Raw genomic sequence first — 15,718 nt, 5'->3', positions numbered from 1 at the left:
CGGGCTCAGGCGCGGGCGCGGAGGACGTCGATGGTGCCCCAGTTGGTGCGGGCGCGGATCGTCACGGTGTCCTCGCTCGTCGCCGGGGCCCCGGACGCGGCGAGCGCGTTGTGCACCTGGCCGTGGTTCGAGCTGACGTCGAGCCAGGCGGCGGTGCCCTCGCGGACGCCGATCTCGATGGAGCCGTTGGAGGTCTCCAACCGGACTTCACCGCGCGCGACTTCGGCCACGCGCAGCTGTCCGTTGGTGGTGGTGCCGGTGACGGACGCCCCGGCGCGGCCGATGTCGATGTTGCCGTTGGTGCCGCTCACGCGCAGGTCGCCGGTGACGGCTTCGAGGACCGTGGTGCCGTTGGTGTTCTTCAGCGCGGCCGGGCCGTCGACGGCACCGACGCGGATGCTGCCGCTGCTGCTGGTGATCTCGGCGGCGCCCTCGGCCCGGTCCACGGTGACCGAGCCGTGCGACACGGTGAGCTTCAGCGGGCCGGTGGTGCCGAGGCGCACGTCACCGGTGGAGGTCTTCACCCGGACCTCGCCGAGGCGCCCCTCGCCGAGCACGTTGGTCCAGGAGCCGGTCACCTCGGCGGAGGAGCCGGCGGGCAGTTCGACCGTCACGTCCACGCAGCCGGAGGGGCCGATGAGCAGCCGCTCCCGCGTCCGGACGGTCAGGATGCCGGCGGTGAGGGTGACCTCGGTCTGCTCGGCGGCCCGGACGTCCTTGTCCCGCTTCGGGTCGCGGGGCGCGACCGTGACCACGGTGTCCGTACGGTCGCCCGCGGCGAGCCGGAGCGAACCGGCGCCGATGTGCGCGGTGACCGCGATGGGCTGAGGGGTGTCGAACGTAGGCATGGCTGTCCCGTCCTCTTGGCTCGTCAGGTCGTCCCCGCAGGTCAGGGACGTGAAGTGGGTGAGAGGTGGAGCGGGCGGAGGCGCTAGCGCACCCAGCCCGTGAAGCTCTGTCCGATGGTGCGGGTCCTCTCCGCCGGGCGCGGCCGCGCTCCGTCGTCGACCGCCGCCGAAACGGCCCGTACGAGCCAGGCGTTGACCGAAAGGCCCTCCCGGCCCGCCGCCTCCTCGGCGCGCGCCTTGAGGTGGGCCGGCAGGCGCAGGTTGACGCGGGCGGTGCCGCCCTCGTCGCCCTCGGCGGGCGCGGGTGCCGGTGCCGGTGCCGTCGTCGGCTCGACGGGTGCGGGGGCCGTCTCCGTGATGCCGTCACCGGTGGGCGGTGGTGTCACCACGAAGTCGGGGTCGAGACCGCGCAGCCGTACGTCGACCGAGCCGGGGGCGAGTTCACGGGTGATCTCGTCCATCGAGGCGGACAGCACGTGCAGCATGGTCAGCCGGGCCGCCGACTCCAGCGGGGCGGTGAGCCGTTCGGCCAGCTCGCGGGCTTCCTCCCCGCCCGCCTCGGCGGCCACCGCGAGTTCGCGGCGCAGGGTGTCGACATAGGGAGTGAGGTCCATGGGGGAAGCATGGCACCACAATGGCGCCATGCGCAAGCCATATGGCACCGCATGGCGCCAAGTGGTGCCACGCGGTGCCGCGTGGCGTCATGCCGGGCACGCGATGGCGCCCGTACGGTTCAACGCCCCTGCGACCGCCCCGTGTTAGCCTCCCGGCCGGTCGGGCGGCGTCGAACAGGGGAGCGGTATGGGCATGTCGTGGTCGGGGACAACCCCCGCCGGTGCCGTGGCCGCCACCGCGGCCCTCCTCGCCCTGACCGCCTGCGCCTCCCCGTCCGGCGCCCACGAGTACGGCACCGCGCGGCGCGCCCTCGCCGTGCACACGGGCGACCGCTTCATCCTGAAGGTGCCGGCCAACCCCGAGCTGGGCCAGAACTGGTACCTCGCCGAGCCGAAGCCGGACCCCCGCCTGCTGAAGTACCGGGGCAAGCGCACCGAGGAGGAAGGCGGCGGCGGCCTGATCGGCGCCGGCGACGGCACCCAGTACTTCGACTTCACCGCCCGCGCGCAGGGCACCGCCACCGTGCGGCTCCTCCACTGCCCCATGGCCCGCTGCCACAGCGGCACCGACCCGGGCGAGCCGCTCCCGAGCGCGTCCGTCACCGGCACGGCCTCGGTGAGCCCCTTCCCGACGGCGACGGGCACCCCGGACGACCGCCCGGCGTTCTTCGTCTACAGGGTCACGATCCACTGACCGGCGCGCCCGTAAGCCCCTGGACATGCTCGGAGTGGTGCCGCGCGCCGTGGCCTTCGTCGCCGGCGTCGTCCGCGCGGGCGGCCTGCGGTATGTGGCGGACCTGCCCGAGCCACTGCCCTCCCCCGAGGCTTCCACGCTGCTGAGCGAGTGGCTGGAGACGGCCGTCCAGGGGGCACCGCCTCCGGGGGCGAGCAGCGCGCCGTCCACCGGCTGGGCGCTGTGGCCGAGATCATGGGGATGCGCCGCGACGTCCGCGCCGGACGCGGGGACCGGCCGCACGACGGGGACTAGGGGGTGTCTCCCCGATCTTCGCGGGCCCGCGACGCGGAGACACCCCCTAGGCACTCAAAGGCACTCGGGGCCGTCCGAAGATGCCCCCTGGCACTCCGTGCCCCCGAACGTATGCTCAAGCAATGACGACTTCCGCGGCCCCCGGAACCGGACCCACCGAGAACTCCATGCGTCGCGCCCTCAAACGAGCCCGGGACGGTGTCGCGCTCGACGTGGCCGAGGCGGCGGTGCTGTTGCAGGCGCGTGGGGAGCAGTTGACGGACCTCGCCGCGTCGGCGGCGCGGGTGCGGGACGCCGGGCTGGAGCAGGCGGGCAGGCCCGGGGTCATCACGTACTCCAAGAGCGTGTTCATCCCGCTGACCCGGCTGTGCCGGGACAAGTGCCATTACTGCACGTTCGTCACCGTCCCCGGAAAGCTGCGCCGCGCCGGACACGGGATGTTCATGTCCCCCGACGAGGTGCTGGACGTCGCCCGCAAGGGTGCCGCGCTCGGCTGCAAGGAAGCGCTCATCACCCTCGGCGACAAGCCGGAGGACCGCTGGCCCGAGGCGCGGGAGTGGCTGGACGCGCACGGGTACGACGACACGATCGCGTACGTCCGCGCCATCTCCATCCGCATCCTGGAGGAGACCGGCCTGCTGCCCCACCTCAACCCGGGCGTCATGAGCTGGACGGACTTCCAGCGGCTCAAGCCGGTCGCGCCGAGCATGGGCATGATGCTGGAGACCACCGCGACCCGCCTGTGGTCCGAGCCCGGCGGCCCGCACTACGGCTCCCCGGACAAGGAACCGGCCGTACGGCTGCGGGTGTTGGAGGACGCCGGCCGCTCCTCCGTGCCCTTCACCTCGGGTCTGCTGATCGGCATCGGGGAGACCTACGAGGAGCGCGCGGAGTCCCTGTTCGCGCTGCGCAAGGTGTCCCGCGCCTACCACGGCGTCCAGGAGCTGATCATCCAGAACTTCCGCGCCAAGCCGGACACGGCCATGCGCGGGATGCCCGACGCCGAACTGGACGAGCTGATCGCCACGGTGGCCGTCGCCCGGCACATCATGGGCCCGTCCGCCTGCCTCCAGGCCCCGCCGAACCTGGTCGACGGCGAGTACGAACGGCTGATCGGCGCCGGCATCGACGACTGGGGTGGCGTCTCCCCGCTCACCATCGACCACGTCAACCCCGAACGCCCCTGGCCCCAGATCGAGCAGCTCACCGAGCGCTCCCGGAAGGCCGGGTTCGAGCTGCGCGAACGGCTGTGCGTGTACCCGGAGTTCGTCCGCAGGGGCGAACCCTGGCTCGACCCTCGCCTGCGCCCCCACGTGGACGCCCTGGCCGACCCGGAGACGGGTCTCGCCCGCCCCGGCGCCGTAGTGGAGGGCCGCCCCTGGCAGGAGCCCGAGGAGGTCTTCACCGCGACCGGCCGCACCGACCTGCACACCACCATCGACACCGACGGCCGCACCTCCGACCGCCGCGACGACTTCGACGAGGTCTACGGCGACTGGTCCGAGCTGCGCGAGGCGGCCGCCCCCGGCATGGCCCCGGAGCGCATCGACACGGACGTGCGCGCCGCCCTGCGCACGGCCGCCGACGACCCGGCCAAGCTGACCGACGACGAGGCCCTGGCCCTGTTCCACGCCGACGGCCCGGCGCTGGACGCGCTGTGCCGGATCGCGGACGACGTGCGGAAAACGGTGGTCGGCGACGACGTCACCTACATCGTCACCCGCAACATCAACTTCACCAACGTCTGCTACACCGGCTGCCGCTTCTGCGCCTTCGCCCAGCGCCGCACCGACGCCGACGCCTACACCCTCTCCCTGAGCCAGGTCGCCGACCGCGCCCAACAGGCCTGGGACGTGGGCGCGGTGGAGGTCTGCATGCAGGGCGGCATCCACCCGGACCTGCCCGGCACGGCGTACTTCGACATCGCGAAGGCGGTGAAGGAGCGCGTGCCCGGGATGCACGTCCACGCGTTCTCCCCGATGGAGGTCGTCAACGGCGCGACCAGGACGGGACTTTCGATCCGCGAGTGGCTGACGGCCGCCAAGGAGGCGGGACTCGACTCCGTCCCCGGCACCGCCGCCGAGATCCTGGACGACGAGGTCCGCTGGGTCCTCACCAAGGGCAAGCTGCCGACGGCCACGTGGATCGAGGTCATCACGACGGCGCACGAGCTGGGCATCCGCTCCTCGTCCACGATGATGTACGGCCATGTGGACCAGCCCCGCCACTGGCTCGGCCACCTCCGCACGCTGGCCGGAATCCAGCAACGCACGGGCGGCTTCACGGAGTTCGTGACGCTCCCGTTCATCCACACCAACGCGCCGGTCTACCTCGCGGGCATCGCGCGCCCGGGTCCGACCATGCGGGACAACCGCGCGGTGACGGCGATGGCGAGGCTCCTCCTCCACGGGCTGATCCCCAACATCCAGACCAGCTGGGTGAAGCTCGGCACCGAGGGCGCGGCCGAGATGCTGCGCTCCGGCGCGAACGATCTCGGCGGCACGCTGATGGAGGAGACGATCTCGCGGATGGCGGGTTCGTCGTACGGCTCGTACAAGTCCGTACGGGACCTGGAGGCGGTCGCGGAGGCGGCCGGACGCCCGGCGAAGCCGCGTACGACCCTCTACGGCGAGGTCTCCGAGGAGCGGCGGAAGGCGGCCCGCAGCTCGGACGGGCACCTGCCGGATCTGCTGCCGGTCCTGGACTGAGTACGATGATCCGACCCCGGATGTAGACGGGGGACTCACAGCGGAGGAGATGCGTACCCGTGGCTGCCCGACTGCCCTCGTGGGCCTGGGTCTCCGGACTGACGGTAGGCGCGACCGCCGCCGTCATCGCCCTCGCGATCCAGGCCGAACACGGCCCGCATCCCACGGCGGCGGTGGTGAAACCGCGCCCCTCGGCGACGGTCTCCACCGCCGCGACCCCGACCACCGCCGCGCCGACGCCCTCGGGCCCGCCCGCGCTCCCGGAGGCTTCCGGGCAGGGCCGGCGGATCGTCTACTCGCTCGGCGAGAAGCGGGTCTGGCTGGTGGACGCGACCGGCCGGGCGACCCGTACGTTCACGGTGTGGCCGGGCACGGTGAGCCCGCAGCCCGGCCGGTACACCGTCCTCGGCCGCACCCCCGCCGGCACCGGCTCCGACGGGGTCGGCATCGAGCACATCCTGTACTTCACCCACACCCCGGCCGGTGACGCCGCCTTCTCCAACGCCATCGACGGCTCCTCACCGCCCCCCGCCAACGGCAAGCAGACCACCGGCATCCGCCTCCACAAGGCCGACGGCGCCGCGCTGTGGGCCTTCGGCGACTCACAGACGCGGGTGTCGGTCGTCAAGTGACGCCCACGTGCGGTTCGCCGGGGGCGGACGCGAGGGCGGTCGACGTGACGTGTCACCGCCACGGCTGACAGGGTGGCCGGTGTGATGATCTCAGCGGCGGCGGCCGGCGGAATGGCCCTGGTGGAACTCGGCATGGCGCTCACGCCGGGCCCGAACATGGTGTACCTGGTGTCCCGGAGCGGTACCTCGCCCACCTGGCCTGGCAGACGCTCAGGCAGGGCGGCAGGGGGCTGTTCGAGCCACGCGGGCTCCCGCGCGACTCGTACGGGAAGCTGCTGCGGATGGGGCTGATCACCAACCTGCTCAACCCGAAGGTCGCGATCCTCTGCCTTGCCCTGATCCCCCAGTTCATCGACCCCGTCCTCGGCCACACCACGGCCCAGGGCTTCACCCTCGGCGCCCTCCAGATCGCGGTCGGCCTCACCGTGAACGGCCTGATCGTCCTCGCCGCCGGCTCGGTCACCGCCCTCCTGAAGCGCCGCCCGGCCTGGGCCACGTGGCAGCGCCGCACCACGGGAACCCTCCTCGGCGCCGCCGCGATCACCCTGGCCCGGGAAGTCCCGGCCCACGCACGGGCCTGACCTCCACGACCGAAGGGAGCGGCCGGGATGAAGGGAATCACGTTCCCCGCCTGGCACGGCGAGCACTATGTGACCCTGGCCGAACTGGTCGTCCGTCTGGGCGGCTTCGGCCTGGGCCTGACCTGGCGCGTCGAATTCGACGAGTTCGTGGACCCTCGCTGCGCCGAGCTGAAGAGACAGTCCGCCGGCCCCGGCATGACCACCCTGACCCTGCTGTCGCTCACGACCCCGTTCCTCCAGCTGATCGACGCCGAGGCACGCGGGTACGCCGAGGACAGGCTGATGATCGTCCTCACGGAAGCGGACAGCTCGTGGTGGGACGTCAGGTCGGCCGACGAGCGCGTACTCCACGAACTCCGCCGCCACTACCCGGCTGCGACGGACCTCTGAGCGGTGGTGCGGTCCGCGTACGCGCCGGCCCGGGCGGGCTGGTGGGGGACGGGGTCGATGAGGTGGACGGTGCGGCCGTCGTCGGCCGGCCACCGGGCGGCGCTTCCCGGCCCCCTCGGGCCGAGTTCATCACCGGGCCCCGCGCCGGACATCCCCGTCACCGTCCCGTCGGCCATGGCCGCGCGGCAGCATGAGGGCCGCGGCCGTGGTGGCCGTCAGCAGCACGGCCGCGCCGCACAGGGCGACCCGCAGACCCGCCAGGAACTCACCCCGGTCCGCGACCAAGGCTCCGCAGACGGCCACGGCGAGCGCGCCGCCCGTCTGCCGGAAGGAGTTCAGGATTCCGGCGGCCATTCCGGCCCGGTCCGCGGCGATGTCGTTCAGCAGGACGGCGGTCAGGGACGGTACGAAGAAACCCAGGCCGAGGCCGACCGGGACGAGCATCGCCGCGATCACCGGTCTGCCGGTGCCCTCGTCGATCCGGAGCAGGCCGAACATCGCCAGCGCGAAGACCGCTTGCCCCACGACGATCGGCATCCGCGGCCCGAAGCGTGCCGCGGCCCTGGCCGAGGCCAGGTTGGCTCCGGCGATCACGGCTGTCATCGGCAGGAACATCAGCCCCGCGGCCATGCCGGACAGGTGCAGAACGTCCTGGAAGAACAGGCTCAGCACGAACACCAGCCCGTAGAACGCGGCATTGACGACGAAGCCGGTCACGACCGACACCGTCACCGTGCGCGAACGGAAGAGGCCGAGCGGGACCAACGGCGCGGCGGTACGTGCCTCGATCACGAGGAACGCGGCCGTCGCCACCGCGGCGAGCCCCAGGCAGACCGGCACCACGGGCTCGCCGAAGCCGTTCTCCCCTCCGTCGATCACCGCGAAGGTGAGCGCCGCGAGCGCGACGACCGCCGTGAGCTGGCCGTACGGATCGAGCGGCGTGGCACGGCGCGGCGAGCGCTCCACGCGGGTCAACGCCGCGAGGGTGGCGATGCCGACGGGCAGGTTGACGACGAAGACCGCCCGCCAGCTCAGCGTGCTGGACAGCACCCCGCCGGCCACCGGGCCGGCGGCGAGCGCGACGGCTCCGCCGACGGTCCACAGCGCGATGGCCCGTGCCCGTTCGGCCGCGTCCGGGAAGGCCTGCCGGACGAGGGCCAGCGAGGAGGGCAGCATGATCGCCGCCGCGCCCCCCTGGACCAGGCGGGCGGCGATCAGCTCGCCCAGCCCCGGCGCCAGTCCGCAGGCCGCCGAGGCGAGCGTGAAGACCGCGACGCCGGCGCCGAACACGCGGCTCGCCCCGACGCGGTCGGAGAGCGTGCCCGCGGAGAGCAGGAGTGCGGCGAACATCAGCGTGTAGGCGTCCACGGTCCATTACAGTCCCGCCGTGCTGCCGCCGAAGGTCCGCCCGATCCCGGGCAGCGCCACGTTCACGGCCATGCTGTTGAGGTTGAGCAGGAAGATGCCCATGAACGTGGTCGCCAGGATCAGCTTCGGTGCGGCCGTGCGTCGCCGGGCGTCCTGTGCCGCGCGGGCCGGTTCAAGCGTGGTCATCCGTCCAGCCTGGTGAGGCGCGCGAGGGCGAGGCAGACCGTGATCTTCCGGGGTGCGCCACAGGGGGGTGTGACAGGGCCAGGCTCCGGGCCGGCGCCTTGATCACGCGCTGGCAGAATGACGGCATGACCGAGTTCGGGAAGTTCCTGCGGGCTCGCCGAGGCGACATACGCCCGGCGGACGTCGGACTGCCCGCCGGCCCCGGCACGCGCCGTACGCCGGGTCTGCGCCGGGAGGAGGTGGCGGCGCTGGCCGGTGTGAGCATCGACTACTACGTACGTCTGGAACGCGGCAAGGAGACCCGTCCGAGCCCCTCCGTGGTCGAGGCGCTGGCCGTCGCGCTCCGTCTCGACCAGGAGGCGAGCGGCTTCCTGCACGAGCTGGCGGCGCGGGCGGCGCGGCGTGTGCCCGAGCCCCGTCCCCTGCCGTCACGGCGGGTCCGTCCGACCGTCACCCAGCTTCTGGAGACGCTCCGGCCCCACCCGGCGTACGTCGTGAGCCGCACCAACGACCTGCTGGCGGCCAATCCCGGCGCGCTGCGGCTGCTCCACGGCATCGCCGACTGGCCGGAGCGGCAGCGGAACACCGTCCGGTACACCTTCCTGCACCCGCCGGCCCGCGAGCTGTGGGCGGACTGGGAACAGAAGGCCAAGGGGTGCGTCGCCCAGTTGCGGGCGATCGCCGGCACCGATCCGGATGCCCCGGACCTCGCCGCACTCGTGGGTGAACTGATCGTCAAGAGCCCCGACTTCAGCCGGCTCTGGGACCGGTACGAGGTGCACACGATCGGCGACGGCCTGAAGACGCTCCGGCACCCGGAGGTCGGCACGATGACGCTCTCGCACGAAGGGCTGTCCCTCAACCGCGCACAAGGCCAGCGCCTCGTCGTCTACATGGCGCCGCCCGGCAGCCCGGACCACGACAGGATGACGCTCCTCGACCTCGCCGCCCCCGGCCCGTCCGCTGGACGGGATACCGGCTCACGAACTCCGACTCGGCCGCGAAGCGCGTGACGAATCTGCCCGGACGGAATGCTTCCGCATCGCCACCCGCTGAGCCCGGGGGAGTTTCGGGAGAAGGGGAAGCGCATGGCAACGTTCGTCCTCGTGCCCGGCGGCTGGCACGGCGCCTGGTCGTACGACCCGGTGGTCCCGCTGCTGGAGCGGGCCGGGCACACCGTGCACGCCCTGACGCTGACCGGGCTGCGGCCGGACGACGACCGGGAGACGGTCGCGGCCGCCAACCTGGACACGCACGCCGACGACGTCCTACGGCTCCTCGACCGCGCGCACATCGCCAACGCGACGCTGGTGGGCCACAGTTACGGCGGGATGGTGATCGCGGCGGCGGCCGACCGCGCGGCCGGCCGGGTCGCGCGGCTGGTGCATCTCGACGCGTACGTGCCGCGTGACGGCGAGTCGTGCTGGTCGGCGACGACCGAGGCCTACCGGCAGGTGTTCGCCGCCGGCGCCGCCGCCACCGGCTACGCCGTCCAGCCCCCGCCCGGCGGCGACCCCCGCCGCCGCCCCCACCCCCTCGCCTCGTTCCTCCAGACGATCCGCCTCACGGGGGAGTACGACAAGGTTCCCCGCCGGGAGTTCGTCTACTGCGCGGGCTGGGAAGACCGGACACCGTTCGCCGAACTCCGCACCCGCCTCGCGGCCGACCCCGACTGGCACGTCCACGACCTCCCCACCGGCCACAACGCGATGCGCGAGGCGCCGGAGGCGGTCGCCGGGCTGCTGCTGGGGGCGCCCGGCGGGAAGGAGTGAGTCACGCCGTCAGCGCCGCCAGCTCCGCATTGGCCCGCTCCGTGATCAGGGCGAGGACGCGGCCCGTGGCGGCCAGGTCCTCGGTGGGGATGTCGCCCCAGACGCGGGCGGAGACGGGGGCGGTCTCCGCGCCGACGGCGGCGAGGAGTTCGCGCCCGGCGTCCGTGGGGCGGAGGTACGTGCCGTCCTCGGCGAGCAGCCCCTTGGCCAGCAGCTCGGCGAGGGTGGCGCGGAGGCCGGACGGGTCGGCCTTCAGGAGGGTCCGGACCTGGGCGACGAGCGCGTCCGGCGTCTGCGGGGTCTCGGCGGTGAGGGCGGTGCGCAGGACGACCTGCTGCTGGAACGTGACGCCGTGCCGGGCCAGGACGTGTTCCAGGACGCCTCGGGCCGCGTAGTGCGCCAGGGCGAGATTGCGGGCGTCGGCGAGGGGTGCGGTGGTGGCCATGGTGGAACTCCTCTAAGTGCTCTGGTCGTTCGGGACGGGGGGAGCGAGAGGTGCGTCGAGCAGGGCCGTCAGCTCGTCGGTGAAGGCGCGCGTGCGCGGGGCGCCGGGGCCGCCGAGTGGTTCCAGCAGCCGCTGGTGCAGCTCCTGGACCACCGCGACGGCCCGCCGCGTGACCTCCCGGCCCTGCTCGGTGAGGGCGAGCTGTACGGCGCGCGGGTCGCGCGGATCGCGGGTGCGCTCGATCAGACCGGCCGACTCCAGCGCGCGGGCCAGCTTCGAGACGTACAGCGCCTCCAGGCCGGTGTGGTCGGCGAGCCGCCGCTGACTGGGCCGCTCACCGCTGCGCTGCATGCCGTGCAGCGACGCGACCAGCGAGTACTGCGCGTGCGTGAGCCCCAGCGGAGCCACCGCGCGATCGACCGCGACCCGCCACTTGTTGGCGAGCCGCCACACCAGGAAGCCGGGCGTGGGACCCGGCGGTGAACCCTTGCTCATGGGAAATAGAGTACATGGATACTATGTCCATGGCTACTATTTTTGAGGCCGGCACCCCCGCACCCGCCCCCGCACCACCCGGCATTCTGGCGCGATGCGTACGGCATAACTCCCCCTGATCCAGGGAGAATTCAGCCATGACCACCACTCCCACCGACACCACCACCCCCACCCCGACCACGCCCCGCACCGGCCTCTCCCTGGCCGCGGGCGTGTTCACCGGGGTCCTCGCGCTGTACATCGCCCTCGTCGCCCTCGGGAACATCACGGACTTCGGGTCGAACCAGCAGTACGTCCGGCATGTGCTGGCGATGGACACGACGTTCAAGGACGACGCGTTGATGTGGCGCGCGATCACCAGCACCGCGCTTCAGGACACCGCCTACGTGGCGATCATCGTGTGGGAGACGGCCGCGGCCGCCGTGCTGGCCTGGGGGACCTGGCTGTGGGCCCGGCGGGAGGACGACATCGCCCGCCGCGTCTCCACCTACGGCCTGCTGATGCTGATCCTCCTCTTCGGCGCCGGGTTCATCGCCATCGGCGGGGAGTGGTTCGCCATGTGGCAGTCCAAGTCCTGGAACGGGCTGGACGCGGCGACCCGGATCGTCCTGGTGAGCGGGGTCGCGCTGGTCGTGAACCAGTTGCCCGGGCAGCGGTCGCCTCAGGCGTGAGCGGGGGCCGGCTCGGCCGGTACTCCCGCCGTACGGCGGGGCAGCAGCAGCGGCGTCGACAACAGCAGCAGCCCCGCCAGCCCGATCGCCGTACGCGGCCCGAGCAGCGCGCCCAGCACGCCCCACACGGCCGTCAGCAGCGCCGTCGTCGCCTTCGTCGTCACCGTCCAGGCGGACAGCACGCGGGTGACCCGGTCGGTGCGGGTCCGCTCCAGGCGCAAGGTCGCGCTGACCGGGTTGAACACCCCGCAGCTGAAGATGATCCCCAGCTCGACCCCCATCACCAGCAGCAGCCCACCCGTACCCGGACCCAGGAAGGCCAGGCCGAGGGGCCACAGGGCGCGCAGCCGCCCGGAAAGCATCAGCACCCGGTGCCGCCCGTACCGCGCCACCAGCGGCCGCGCCAGCCGTGAGCCCAGCAGCCCGCCCAGCGACGGCGCCGCGAAGGCCAGCCCGTACTGCCACGGCGTGAACCCGAGACGCCCGAGCATCAGGACCGCGAGCAGCGGCTCGATCGCCATCAACAGGCCGTTGAAAGCGGCCGCGTTGAGGAACAGCGGGCGCAGGGTGGGGTCGGCGAGGATGTACCGCCAGCCGGCCACCAGATCGGCCGGGCGCAGCCGCGCGCCCGATCCACGCCCGCCGGGACGGGGCTCCCCGCCGGGCCGCGCCTCCCCGCCCCCGATCGCCCGCAGCCCCAGCGCCGACAGCAGATAGCTCACCGCGTCCGCCACCACCGTCACCACCGGCCCGAGCAGCCCGATCGCCGCGCCGCCCAGCGGTGGCCCGATGATCGTCGTCGTCCAGGCCGTCGACTCGAAGCGGGCGTTGGCCGCGAGCAGGTCCCCGGGCGGCAGCAGCGTCTTCAGGTACGCCCCGGAAGCCGCCCGGAAGGTGATGTCCGCCGCCGCGACCACCACCGAGACCAGCAGCAGCTGGACGAAGCTCAGCGCGCCGAGCGCGTACGCGGCCGGGATCGTCAGCAGCGCCCCGCACCGCACCAGGTCCATCGCGATCAGCACCGGCCGCTTGCGCCGGAACTCCACCCAGGGTCCGAGCGGCACCGCCACCGCCGCGCCCACCGCCGCCCCCGCCGAGGACAGCGCGGCCACCTCGGCCGGTCCCGCGTGCAGCACCCGTACGGCGATCAGCGGGAACGCCCCGAAGGCCAGCCAGGTGCCGAGCGCGCTCGTCCCGTACGCCCCCCAGAGCCACCCGAAGGCCCGCCCGAGCCCGCGCCCGCTCTTCATACCCGTCACCCGCCTCCACAACCGATCCGCGACCCGAAGCATCAAAGCGGGCTCGGCGACCAGGGATCAAACAACCGCCGGGCCGCCAGGCGACAACCACTGGTTGTCGTTCTAGCCTGGCCCCCATGGACCTCGACACCGTGCGCACCTTCGTCGCCGTCGCCGACACCGGCCGCTTCCGGGAGGCCGCCGACGAGCTGGCGGTCACCCAGCAGGCCGTGTCCAAGCGGATCGCCGCGCTGGAACGCGCCCTGGGGGTACGGCTGTTCACCCGCACCCCGCGCGGCGCCGAGCTGACCATCGACGGGCAGGCCTTCCTGCCGCACGCCCGGGAGTTGTCGCGGGTGGCCGAGCGGGCCGTCGCCTCCGTGCACCGGGGGAGCCGTCCGCTCCGGGTCGACGTGCTCACCTCGCGCAGCGCGCAGTCGGGCCTGATGCGCGGCTTCCACCGCGCCCACCCCGAGATCGACCTCGACGTGATGATGCTGTTCGACATCGAGACGGCCGTCACCGCCATCCGCTCCGGCGCGATCGACGCGTCCTTCCGCGCCGTCGCCGCGCCCGGCCGGCCCCTGCCGGAGGACATCGCGTCCGCCCGGGTGCTCGACGAGCCGCTCCAGCTCCTCACCGGCCCCGGCCACGCCCTGGCGGGCGCCCGGTCCGTGACCCTCGCCCGGCTCACCGGGCACCGGATCTGGATGCCCGGCATCGCCCCCGGTACCGAGTGGGCCGCCTACTACGACGAGCTCGTCGCCGCGTTCGGCCTCACCATCGAGGTGACCGGCCCCAACTTCGGCTCCGACGCCCTCCTCGACACCATCGCCGACACCCCCGCCCTGGCCACCTTCATGGGCGAGCCCACCCGTCTCGCCTGGCCCGCGGGACACGGCCTGCGCCGCATCCCGGTGACCGACCCGACCCCCGTCTACCCGCACTCCCTCCTCTGGCACCGCGACAACCCCCACCCGGCGCTGGCGACCCTGCGCGCCTATCTCGCCGGCGCGACCCCCGCCCACGACGCGCCCGGGACCTGGGTGCCGGACTGGGTGCGCCCGCGCTGAGCACTCCCGCCAGGGTTCACACATCTGAACGCCGGTCATCCCGGCGAACGATTTTACCTCCCCGTGACTCGACGCCCCCGCGCCCCAACCCCCATGGTCTAAGCCGGAGTTCACATCCCTGACTGCCGAACATGGCTGCGGACGCTGGAGGGTGAGACATGAACGGTCTCGACTGGGCCGTACTGATCGGCTACTTCGGCGTGATGGTGGCCATCGGCGTCTGGTCCCACCGCCGCGTGGACGACGTGGGCGACTTCTTCACCGCCGGCGGCCGGATGCCCTGGTGGCTGTCCGGTATCTCGCACCACATGTCGGGCTACAGCGCGGTGATGTTCACCGGCTACGCGGGCATCGCCTACGTCTACGGCGTCACCTCCTACGTCACCTGGGCCCTGCCCATCGCGATCGGCATCGCCATCGGCTCCCGCCTCTTCGCGCCCCGCATCAACCGCCTGCGCTCCCGGCTGCGCGTCGCCTCCCCGCTCGAATACCTGAAGAACCGCTACGACCTGCGCACCCAACAGGCCCTGGCCTGGTCCGGGATGCTGCTGAAGATCGTGGACGTGGGCGCCAAGTGGGCCGCCATCGCCACCCTGCTCTCGGTGTTCACCGGCCTCTCCCTGAACCAGGGCATCCTCATCACCGGCGCGATCACCGCCGTCTACTGCACGATCGGCGGCCTGTGGGCCGACGCGCTCACCGAACTCGGCCAGTTCGTCATCCAGTTGCTCGCCGGAGTGACGATGCTCGTCGCGGTCGCGGTGAAGCTGGGCGACCGGCACATCGGCCTGCTCGACGCCTTCGGCCGGCCCGCCCTGCACGGCCACACCCAGCCGCTCGCGGGCCCCTACGGCACCGTCTTCCTGCTGGCGTTCCTGTTCATCAAGCTCTTCGAGTACAACGGCGGCATGCTCAACCAGGCCCAGCGCTACATGGCCACCGCCTCCGCCCGCGAGGCCGAGCGCTCCGCCCGCCTCTCCGCGCTGCTGTGGCTGGTGTGGCCCCTGGTGCTGTTCCTGCCGATGTGGCTCGCCCCGCTCCTGGTGACGGCGCGGAAGCCCGACGGCTCCGACTCCTACGCCCTGATGACCGAACAGCTGCTCCCGCACGGCCTGTTGGGGCTCGTGGTCGTCGGCTTCTTCTCGCACACCATGGCCATGTGCTCCTCCGACGCCAACGCCGTCGCGGCCGTGTTCACCCGGGACGTGGTGCCGGTGCTGTGGCGGCGGGCGCGGGACTGGGGTGAGCGGGTGGGACTTCTCGCCGCCCGGGTGACCACCGTCGTCTTCCTCGGCCTGTCGATGGCGGTCGCGACCCAGGTCGACTCGCCCGCCCTGAAGGACATCATCACCGTCGTCATCAAGTGGGTCGCCGGACTCATGGGCCCCATCGCCATCCCGATGATGCTGGGCCTGCTGCGCCCGTTCCGCCGCTCCGGCCCCACCGCCGCGCTCACCAGCTGGGCCGCCGGACTGCTCGCCTTCTGGCTGGTCAACTACCCGATCAGCTGGCAGGTCCAGGGCGGAGTCCCGCTCCAGTACCAGGTCTCCGTACCCCTCGCGGTCTCCCTGGTCCTCTACATCGTCGTCGGCCTGATCAAGCCCGAGGACACCCCCGAGCGGCTCGCGGTCATCGAGCGGATCAACACCGACGGCGACGGCGCCGAGGCGGCCGTACCGGCTCCGGCGGCTCAGGCGCGCGGATAGTCA

The 15,718-nt window shown here is 72.8% G+C and carries 15 protein-coding genes and 2 pseudogenes; 11 read left to right on the top strand and 6 right to left on the bottom strand.

Going from position 1 to position 15,718, the window contains the following annotated elements:
• Positions 1–5 precede the first annotated feature (5 nt).
• Both AB0898_RS09700 and AB0898_RS09695 read right to left on the bottom strand, forming a co-directional pair.
• On the bottom strand, positions 6–848 hold the full coding sequence (locus tag AB0898_RS09700; RefSeq protein WP_366802313.1) for a DUF4097 family beta strand repeat-containing protein: 843 nt from the start codon (positions 846–848) through the stop codon (positions 6–8).
• Between the two features lie 83 nt (positions 849–931).
• Complete coding sequence (locus tag AB0898_RS09695; protein ID WP_366802312.1) at positions 932–1,462, bottom strand: hypothetical protein; 531 nt, start codon at positions 1,460–1,462, stop codon at positions 932–934.
• A gap of 193 nt (positions 1,463–1,655) precedes the next feature.
• On the opposite strand from AB0898_RS09695, the gene AB0898_RS09690 reads away from it, so the two are divergent.
• The 6 genes and pseudogenes from AB0898_RS09690 (at position 1,656) to AB0898_RS09665 (ending at position 6,761) form a co-directional block, all read left to right on the top strand.
• Positions 1,656–2,156: a protease inhibitor I42 family protein gene (locus AB0898_RS09690; protein ID WP_366802311.1), complete on the top strand. Its 501-nt coding sequence runs from the start codon at positions 1,656–1,658 to the stop codon at positions 2,154–2,156.
• A gap of 150 nt (positions 2,157–2,306) precedes the next feature.
• Entirely contained in the window at positions 2,307–2,450 is a 144-nt protein-coding gene (locus tag AB0898_RS09685; protein ID WP_366802310.1) for a hypothetical protein, read from the top strand.
• A 122-nt stretch (positions 2,451–2,572) separates the two neighbouring features.
• Entirely contained in the window at positions 2,573–5,158 is a 2,586-nt protein-coding gene (locus AB0898_RS09680; RefSeq protein WP_366802309.1) for a bifunctional FO biosynthesis protein CofGH, read from the top strand.
• 59 nt (positions 5,159–5,217) lie between these two features.
• Entirely contained in the window at positions 5,218–5,790 is a 573-nt protein-coding gene (locus AB0898_RS09675; RefSeq protein ID WP_366802308.1) for a hypothetical protein, read from the top strand.
• Positions 5,791–5,874: 84 nt separating this feature from the next.
• Positions 5,875–6,371 (top strand): annotated as a pseudogene (locus AB0898_RS09670) (LysE family translocator).
• A 27-nt stretch (positions 6,372–6,398) separates the two neighbouring features.
• Entirely contained in the window at positions 6,399–6,761 is a 363-nt protein-coding gene (locus AB0898_RS09665) for a hypothetical protein (protein WP_366802307.1), read from the top strand.
• A gap of 129 nt (positions 6,762–6,890) precedes the next feature.
• Here AB0898_RS09665 and AB0898_RS09660 read toward each other — a convergent pair.
• A pseudogene (locus AB0898_RS09660) lies at positions 6,891–8,315 on the bottom strand (MFS transporter).
• A 125-nt stretch (positions 8,316–8,440) separates the two neighbouring features.
• Between AB0898_RS09660 and AB0898_RS09650 the strand changes: the two are divergent.
• Together AB0898_RS09650 and AB0898_RS09645 are read left to right on the top strand one after the other, a co-directional pair.
• Entirely contained in the window at positions 8,441–9,328 is an 888-nt protein-coding gene (locus AB0898_RS09650) for a helix-turn-helix transcriptional regulator (protein ID WP_366802304.1), read from the top strand.
• Between the two features lie 75 nt (positions 9,329–9,403).
• On the top strand, positions 9,404–10,087 hold the full coding sequence (locus tag AB0898_RS09645; protein WP_366802303.1) for an alpha/beta hydrolase family protein: 684 nt from the start codon (positions 9,404–9,406) through the stop codon (positions 10,085–10,087).
• 1 nt (position 10,088) lies between these two features.
• Here the strand turns inward: AB0898_RS09645 and AB0898_RS09640 are convergent, their stop codons facing one another.
• Positions 10,089–10,532, bottom strand: a complete 444-nt coding sequence (locus AB0898_RS09640) for a MarR family transcriptional regulator (RefSeq protein ID WP_366802302.1) — start codon at positions 10,530–10,532, stop codon at positions 10,089–10,091.
• Between the two features lie 12 nt (positions 10,533–10,544).
• Positions 10,545–11,027, bottom strand: a complete 483-nt coding sequence (locus AB0898_RS09635; protein ID WP_366802301.1) for a MarR family transcriptional regulator — start codon at positions 11,025–11,027, stop codon at positions 10,545–10,547.
• Positions 11,028–11,164: 137 nt separating this feature from the next.
• Between AB0898_RS09635 and AB0898_RS09630 the strand changes: the two genes are divergently transcribed.
• Positions 11,165–11,698, top strand: a complete 534-nt coding sequence (locus tag AB0898_RS09630; protein ID WP_366802300.1) for a DUF2165 domain-containing protein — start codon at positions 11,165–11,167, stop codon at positions 11,696–11,698.
• On the opposite strand, the gene AB0898_RS09625 is transcribed toward AB0898_RS09630, so the two are convergent.
• The gene (locus AB0898_RS09625) at positions 11,689–12,948 is read right to left on the bottom strand and encodes an MFS transporter (RefSeq protein ID WP_366802299.1); all 1,260 of its coding nucleotides are present in this window, start codon (positions 12,946–12,948) and stop codon (positions 11,689–11,691) included. The genes AB0898_RS09630 and AB0898_RS09625 overlap by 10 nt on opposite strands.
• A 125-nt stretch (positions 12,949–13,073) precedes the next feature.
• Between AB0898_RS09625 and AB0898_RS09620 the strand changes: the two genes are divergently transcribed.
• Both AB0898_RS09620 and AB0898_RS09615 read left to right on the top strand, forming a co-directional pair.
• A complete protein-coding gene (locus AB0898_RS09620; protein ID WP_366802298.1) occupies positions 13,074–14,009 on the top strand; it encodes a LysR family transcriptional regulator in 936 nt (311 codons plus the stop codon).
• Between the two features lie 158 nt (positions 14,010–14,167).
• Positions 14,168–15,715: a sodium:solute symporter family protein gene (locus AB0898_RS09615; RefSeq protein WP_366802297.1), complete on the top strand. Its 1,548-nt coding sequence runs from the start codon at positions 14,168–14,170 to the stop codon at positions 15,713–15,715.
• Positions 15,716–15,718: the final 3 nt, after the last annotated feature.

Source organism: Streptomyces sp. NPDC005435 (assembly GCF_040703155.1).
GTDB lineage: Bacteria > Actinomycetota > Actinomycetes > Streptomycetales > Streptomycetaceae > Streptomyces.
This window is presented reverse-complemented; position numbering and strand designations above follow the sequence as displayed.

What these genes read in the sequence shown, in the direction of transcription:
- AB0898_RS09645 (WP_366802303.1), top strand. Translation starts at nt 9,404, where the DNA reads ATGGCAACGTTCGTCCTCGTGCCCGGCGGCTGGCACGGCGCCTGGTCG.
- AB0898_RS09635 (WP_366802301.1), bottom strand. Translation starts at nt 11,027, where the DNA reads ATGAGCAAGGGTTCACCGCCGGGTCCCACGCCCGGCTTCCTGGTGTGG.
- AB0898_RS09650 (WP_366802304.1), top strand. Translation starts at nt 8,441, where the DNA reads ATGACCGAGTTCGGGAAGTTCCTGCGGGCTCGCCGAGGCGACATACGC.
- AB0898_RS09680 (WP_366802309.1), top strand. Translation starts at nt 2,573, where the DNA reads ATGACGACTTCCGCGGCCCCCGGAACCGGACCCACCGAGAACTCCATG.
- AB0898_RS09640 (WP_366802302.1), bottom strand. Translation starts at nt 10,532, where the DNA reads ATGGCCACCACCGCACCCCTCGCCGACGCCCGCAATCTCGCCCTGGCG.
- AB0898_RS09625 (WP_366802299.1), bottom strand. Translation starts at nt 12,948, where the DNA reads ATGAAGAGCGGGCGCGGGCTCGGGCGGGCCTTCGGGTGGCTCTGGGGG.
- AB0898_RS09665 (WP_366802307.1), top strand. Translation starts at nt 6,399, where the DNA reads ATGAAGGGAATCACGTTCCCCGCCTGGCACGGCGAGCACTATGTGACC.
- AB0898_RS09690 (WP_366802311.1), top strand. Translation starts at nt 1,656, where the DNA reads ATGTCGTGGTCGGGGACAACCCCCGCCGGTGCCGTGGCCGCCACCGCG.
- AB0898_RS09695 (WP_366802312.1), bottom strand. Translation starts at nt 1,462, where the DNA reads ATGGACCTCACTCCCTATGTCGACACCCTGCGCCGCGAACTCGCGGTG.
- AB0898_RS09630 (WP_366802300.1), top strand. Translation starts at nt 11,165, where the DNA reads ATGACCACCACTCCCACCGACACCACCACCCCCACCCCGACCACGCCC.
- AB0898_RS09620 (WP_366802298.1), top strand. Translation starts at nt 13,074, where the DNA reads ATGGACCTCGACACCGTGCGCACCTTCGTCGCCGTCGCCGACACCGGC.
- AB0898_RS09700 (WP_366802313.1), bottom strand. Translation starts at nt 848, where the DNA reads ATGCCTACGTTCGACACCCCTCAGCCCATCGCGGTCACCGCGCACATC.
- AB0898_RS09615 (WP_366802297.1), top strand. Translation starts at nt 14,168, where the DNA reads ATGAACGGTCTCGACTGGGCCGTACTGATCGGCTACTTCGGCGTGATG.